Annotated in this window: 6 protein-coding genes; 4 read left to right on the plus strand and 2 right to left on the minus strand. The window is 61.8% G+C overall.

The features are described 5' to 3' along the window. The 3 genes from RTX98_RS19465 to RTX98_RS19475 all read left to right on the plus strand — a co-directional run. Positions 1–1,520, plus strand: a 1,520-nt coding sequence (locus RTX98_RS19465; RefSeq protein WP_312798503.1) for a trimethylamine methyltransferase family protein, incomplete at its 5' end; no start/stop codon positions are given. A 250-nt stretch (positions 1,521–1,770) separates the two neighbouring features. After that, positions 1,771–1,932 carry a hypothetical protein gene (locus RTX98_RS19470; RefSeq protein WP_312798505.1) on the plus strand — a complete coding sequence of 54 codons (162 nt, stop codon included), beginning with the start codon at positions 1,771–1,773 and terminating at the stop codon, positions 1,930–1,932. Between the two features lie 94 nt (positions 1,933–2,026). After that, a complete protein-coding gene (locus RTX98_RS19475; protein ID WP_312798506.1) occupies positions 2,027–2,764 on the plus strand; it encodes a dienelactone hydrolase family protein in 738 nt (245 codons plus the stop codon). Between the two features lie 9 nt (positions 2,765–2,773). Here the strand turns inward: RTX98_RS19475 and bmt are convergent, their stop codons facing one another. Beyond that, on the minus strand, positions 2,774–3,790 hold the full coding sequence (gene bmt / locus RTX98_RS19480) for a betaine--homocysteine S-methyltransferase (protein ID WP_312798508.1): 1,017 nt from the start codon (positions 3,788–3,790) through the stop codon (positions 2,774–2,776). Between the two features lie 55 nt (positions 3,791–3,845). Next, the gene (locus RTX98_RS19485; RefSeq protein ID WP_312798510.1) at positions 3,846–4,688 is read right to left on the minus strand and encodes a helix-turn-helix transcriptional regulator; all 843 of its coding nucleotides are present in this window, start codon (positions 4,686–4,688) and stop codon (positions 3,846–3,848) included. A 163-nt stretch (positions 4,689–4,851) separates the two neighbouring features. On the opposite strand from RTX98_RS19485, the gene RTX98_RS19490 reads away from it, so the two are divergent. After that, positions 4,852–5,816 (plus strand): fatty acid desaturase (locus RTX98_RS19490; RefSeq protein WP_312798512.1); only part of this gene is annotated, 965 nt, incomplete at its 3' end.

Raw genomic sequence — 5,816 nt, forward strand, 5'->3', positions numbered from 1 at the left:
GTGCCAGCGGCGGAGCGGCAGCACGCCGTGCAGCCCGTACAGGCGGTGGACCGGGCACGCAGCTCACTTACATCAAGCGCCAGATCAACAGCTTCGAGGTGCTCAACGAAGAAGGCCTCGCGCTGATCGAGCGCAATGCCGACACCGTCCTCGAGGAAATCGGCATCGAGTTCCGCGACGATGCCGAAGCGCTGGCCATGTGGAAAGAAGCCGGCGCCGACGTGAAGGGCGAACGCGTCCATTTCCCGCGCGGCCTGTGCCGTTCGCTGTTGAAGACCGCACCCTCGCAATTCACCCAGCATGCCCGCAATCCCGAGCGGTCCGTGCAGATCGGCGGCAAGGCCACCGTGTTTGCGCCGGTTTACGGCCCGCCCTTCGTACGCGACCTGGAAGGCAATCGCCGTTACGCGACGATCGAGGACTTCCGCAACTTCGTGAAGCTCGCTTATCTCGCGCCCTCGATCCACCATTCCGGCGGCACGGTTTGCGAACCGGTCGACGTGCCGGTGAACAAGCGCCATCTCGATATGGTGCATGCCCACATGACGCTGTCCGACAAGCCCTTCATGGGCTCGGTCACCGCGCCAGAACGCGCCGAAGACACGGTGGCGATGGCCAAGATCCTGTTCGGCGAGAAGTTCGTCGACGAGAACACGGTGATCATCAACCTCATCAACGCGAATTCGCCGATGGTGTTTGACGAGACCATGCTGGGCGCCGCCAAGGTCTATGCCCGCAACAACCAGGCCTGCATCATCACGCCCTTCATTCTGGCCGGCGCCATGAGCCCAGTGACGGTCGCCGGCACGCTGACGCAGGTTCTGGCGGAAGTTCTGGCCGGCGCATCCTTTACACAGCTGGTGCGCCCCGGCGCGCCGGTTCTGTTCGGCACTTTCGCCTCGTCGATCTCCATGCAGTCAGGCGCACCCACCTTCGGCACGCCGGAGCCGTCGCTGGTGTCTTATGGCGCAGCACAGCTTGCCCGCCGTCTCGGCCTGCCGTTCCGTACCGGCGGCTCGCTGTGCGCCTCCAAGATCCCTGATGCGCAGGCAGCTTACGAAAGTGCCAACACGCTGAACTCGACGCTGCTCGCCGGCACCAACTTCGTGCTGCACGCTGCCGGCTGGCTCGAAGGCGGTCTGGCATCCTGCTACGAGAAGTTCATGATGGATGTCGACCAGCTCGGCATGGCGCAGAAGCTCGCCGAAGGGGTCGACCTTTCCGAAAACGGCCAGGCCATGGATGCCATCCGTCAGGTCGGCCCGGGCAGCCATTACCTCGGTTGCGATCACACGCAGGCCAACTTCCAGACCGCGTTCTACCGCTCGTCGATCGCCGACAACAATTCCTACGAGCAGTGGCTGGCCGAAGGCGAGAAGACCGCGCCGCAGCGCGCCAACGAACTCGCACGCCGCTGGCTGGAAAGCTACGAAGCGCCAGCGCTGGATCAAGGCATCACCGACGGTCTGAATGATTTTATCGCGGCCAAGAAGGAGTCCATGCCTGACGCTTTCACTTGAAAGGAGCCCGAAAGCAGCCGGGCTAAAGTGGCTGGACTGATTCACAAGGAAGTCTGGAGAAGCGCCTTCTCCGGCTCAAAGTGAGTGGAAGCGCGGCAAAGCGCCGTTGTCGCGCGTCTTTATTCCTGTGGCTGGGGCTTTGTCAGGAGCTTCATCAAGATTCTGCCACAAAGCGGGAACCGCAGGACGCCCGGATGATTATGGGAGCGGCTTTATTGCTCACACGTCATCTGATTCAAGGGACCTGATTATGAAGAAGCTTCTTTCCAGCGCCGCCATCGTCACCATGATCCTCGCGACCGCTGCTTGCACGAGCACGGGTGGCGGCAGCAAGACCGACACGCAGTCGGGCGGCTCGAACGCGACCGCCGAAAAGACTGAAAAGGGCGTACCGACCCAGGCTGCTGAATAAGCGGTATCAGTTTCTCGAGTTACAAGGCTGCATCGCGCTTGGCGTGATGCGGCCTTTTTCTATCTATCGGCGTCTGAAGCCTAGGGAAACAACGATGCCGTTCAGCGAAATCAAGATCAAGACCGCCGATGGCGAGGCTGATGCCTGGCTGTTCACTCCCGATTCACGCCCGGAACCGGTGGAAGCCGGCGTGATCGTTTACATGGATGCCTTCGGGCTTCGTCCCGCGATGAGCGAGATTGGAGAAACGCTCGCCAATGCCGGCTATGTCACGCTGATCCCCGACCTGTTCTACCGCAATGCGCCTTACGGCCCATTCGACGCCAAGACCGCCTTCAAGAACGAAGACACGGCTAAGGAATTACGCGGCATCATGAGCAGCACCACGCAAGCGCTGACCATCAGCGACACGGCAGCCTTCCTCGACACGCTGGAAGGCGAGGGCGCCAAGTCGATCGGCACGGTCGGCTATTGCATGGGCGGACCGCGCGCCCTTAACGCCGCCGCGCATTATCCGGATCGCATCGCAGCAGCCGCCAGCTTCCATGGCGGCAATCTCGCCAGCGATGCGGAAGACAGCCCGCACAAGGCAGCGAACAAGATCAAGGGCCGCGTTTATGTCGGCTCAGCCGGCATCGACAAGAGCTTTCCGCCGGAGCAATCCGCGAAGCTGGCGCAGGCTCTGCGTGAAGCGGAAGTCGATCATATCATTGAAAACTATGTCGGCATGCAGCACGGCTGGGCCGTGTCTGACCACGACATCTATGATGCCGAAGGTGCCAAGCGCGCCTGGAAGCGCCTCTTCACTTTGTTCGAAGAAGCGCTCCACTAGACATCCGCTTTAGCCGCGGCGGCGCCGGCGGCCGCCGCCTTCACCTGAGGGTGCTGCGCCGCTCTCGTCGGCCTGCTTGTTGCGAAGCGGGCCGATACGGCTGGTGATGGTCTCGACGGTCGGACGCTCGGCCTTGGTGTGTCCGTCGATCGCCTCGCGCATGGCCTTCAGATGGCCGAACGACGTGCCGCAGCAGCCGCCGATGATCTTTGCGCCGCCATCCATCGCAAGGCGGGCATAATCGGCCATCAGCTCCGGCGTGCCGGAATAATGGATTTCCGTGCCGTGAAATTCCGGAATGCCGCAATTGCCCTTCACGATGATCGTCGCGTCCGGCTTGGCACTCGTCATATCGAGCAGCGATGACAGAATGTCGGATGCGCCGACACCGCAATTCGCGCCAACCGCGCGAGGTTCTTCCGACAAGCCGTCCGACACGCCGTGAATGTCGCGTGGATGCAGGCCCATCATGGAACGTCCGGCCGTGTCGAAGGATACGGTGTAGGTATAGGGCAGGCCAACCTTGATCGCCGCGTCGGCAGCCGCACGAGCTTCCGCCGGTGCCGACATGGTTTCGATCCAGGCTACATCGACGCCGCCCGCCTTCAAGCCTTCCATCTGCTCGACAAAGGCATCCACCGCGTCGTCATAGGTCAGCGCACCCAGCGGCTCCAACAGCTCGCCTGTGGGCCCGACCGAGCCGGCCACGATCACCTTGCGACCGGCCTTTTCGGCCACGGCGCGTGCGATCACGGCGGCTTGCTTGTTCAAGGCATGCACGCGGTCTTGCGCATGATGCAGCTTCAGCCGATGGCGCGTGCCGCCGAAGGAGTTGGTGAGGATGATATCGGCGCCGGCATCCACGAAACCCTGATGCAGATCGGCAATCTTTTCCGGCTGCGTTTCGTTCCACAATTCCGGCGCCTCGCCGGATTCCAGACCCATGTTGAACAGGTTCGTGCCGGTTGCGCCGTCAGCAAGCAGAACGCCCTTTTCCGCGAGCAGTGCATCGAGCGGATTGGCCATGGTGGTCTCCGGTGTCATGAGGTGAAAGAAGACATAAGGAAATCTTTATGTCCGGTCAAGCGAGCTGGTCGTGCAACCGGCGCGCAAAGCCGGCCGCTTCATGGGCATGAACCTGTGCGGACCTGATCAGCGTATCGAAATGCCGCGTCAGCGTCCGCACCGGCTCCGTCGCATTCAGCACCAGATACATGTCACCGACATAGATCGCCGCGCGCATCGAACCGAACACGGTGTAGGGGATGGAGTAACGCTCGCGCCCGTCATAAAGGAACAGGCGAAAGCTCGGATAAAGGTCGTCGAGCAGTTGCGCCATATGCGCCAGCTGCGCTCTGCGGTCCGGTTCAGGAAACTCCGCCCAGATCCCCATGCCCCGAGCAAAGATCTCCAGCGTGTGGCGCGGCATGCAAACTTCCATATCCGTTTCCGGCCGCCGGCTGTAATCGATGCGCGACTGCGTTTCGTCGATCTGGATCTCGCTGTTGCGGTGGGAGCGAGCGGATTCGTAGGCGATCAGCGCTTCGGTGCGCAAAAGGTCGGGAATGCCGGCCGGCACATAGCGGATCTTGGTGCCCGCCGCTTCGGCATGCCATCGGGCCAGCAGCGCGCGATCATTGCCGCCGAGCCCTTCTTCCATCTCCATGTTGACGCGCAGCTCGCCCGTCAGCCCTTCGTCCTGGCTGAGACCCAGCAGCCAATCCAGTGAGATCTTGTGCTCGGCCGCAATGTTCAGCAGCGTTTCGGCGCGGGGCAGGCGGGTCGTTGCGCCCGATAGAAGCTGCGACAATGCCGATCGGTCCAGGCCAACATTGGCGGCGAAAGCCGACTGGTTGAGCCGCGAACGCTGAAGCAGGAGTTTCAGCCGTTCGCGAAACAGGGAGGATAGGTCGCGCTTGTCCATGACCGGCAGACTACAGGAATTTTGTTCACTTCCCACAACAAACGAAAAGTTTGGTGCGCAGAATAAACCTTTGTGCGCAAATTCTTCGTTGCGGCTCAGCCCTCCTGTTGGCAGCATCGTGTCAGGGAGTCGGGGAACTCCTCAGCTGATTTGAGAGACAATCATGGCGAGCAGCCCTGTTGCCGCACGAAAACGTGCGCCCAAAATCGAATGGCCGACACTGGCGCTCATCATTGCCTGCTACGGCGTTTGGCTCGCTGCCGGCATGCTGCTCTGGCCATCGTACCCCGTGGCCGCGCTGCTGGTGTTGGCTTTGGCAGTCGCCATGCAGTCGTCGCTGATGCACGAAGCCAGCCACGGCCATCCGACGCGCAAGGCGATCCTCAACGAGATTCTCGTCGGCCTGCCGATCGGCCTCATCTATCCCTACCGACGTTTCAAAACGTTGCATCTGCAGCATCATGCCGATGAGAACCTGACCGATCCGTTCGACGATCCGGAAAGCTATTATCGCGCATTGTGGCAGCACCGGAACCTGCCGCGCGCGCTGCAGGTCCTGCTTGCCGTCAACAACATGATGGTCGGCCGCTTCATCCTCGGTCCGGTGCTCGCCAACGTCGCCTTCATTGCGACCGACCTCAGGCTGATCGCGACCGGCGACAAGGCGGTACAGAAGGCATGGCGGCATCATCTGATCGGCCTCGCGATTGTGCTGCCGCTCGTGCAGTTCGGCTTTGCTCTGCCGCTCTGGCTTTACGTGCTGGTGCCAGTCTGGCTCGGCCAGTCCTTCATCGCCATCCGTACCTTTGCCGAACATCAATGGTCGGAGCGGCCGGATGGGCGCACCGTGATCATCGAGCGCTCGCCGCTGTCGCTGCTCTTCCTCAACAACAACCTGCACCTGGTACACCACAAGAACCCGACGGCTGCCTGGTACAAGCTGCCCTCGCTTTACAAGGCGCGCCGCGAGGAATGGCAGCGCATGAACAACGGCTATGTCTTTCCGAACTATTTCGCTCTGCTGAAAGCCTACGCGTTCACCGCCAAGGAACCGGTCATCCACCCGTTCCTGCGACGCGCCCCCGAACTCGGCCGCGCCTTCCGCCCGCGCATCCGCGCCCGCTCGGT

This window comes from Tianweitania sp. (assembly GCF_032053605.1).
Classification (GTDB): Bacteria; Pseudomonadota; Alphaproteobacteria; order Rhizobiales; family Rhizobiaceae; genus Tianweitania.

What these genes read in the sequence shown, in the direction of transcription:
- RTX98_RS19470 (WP_312798505.1), top strand. Translation starts at nt 1,771, where the DNA reads ATGAAGAAGCTTCTTTCCAGCGCCGCCATCGTCACCATGATCCTCGCG.
- RTX98_RS19475 (WP_312798506.1), top strand. Translation starts at nt 2,027, where the DNA reads ATGCCGTTCAGCGAAATCAAGATCAAGACCGCCGATGGCGAGGCTGAT.
- bmt (WP_312798508.1), bottom strand. Translation starts at nt 3,790, where the DNA reads ATGGCCAATCCGCTCGATGCACTGCTCGCGGAAAAGGGCGTTCTGCTT.
- RTX98_RS19485 (WP_312798510.1), bottom strand. Translation starts at nt 4,688, where the DNA reads ATGGACAAGCGCGACCTATCCTCCCTGTTTCGCGAACGGCTGAAACTC.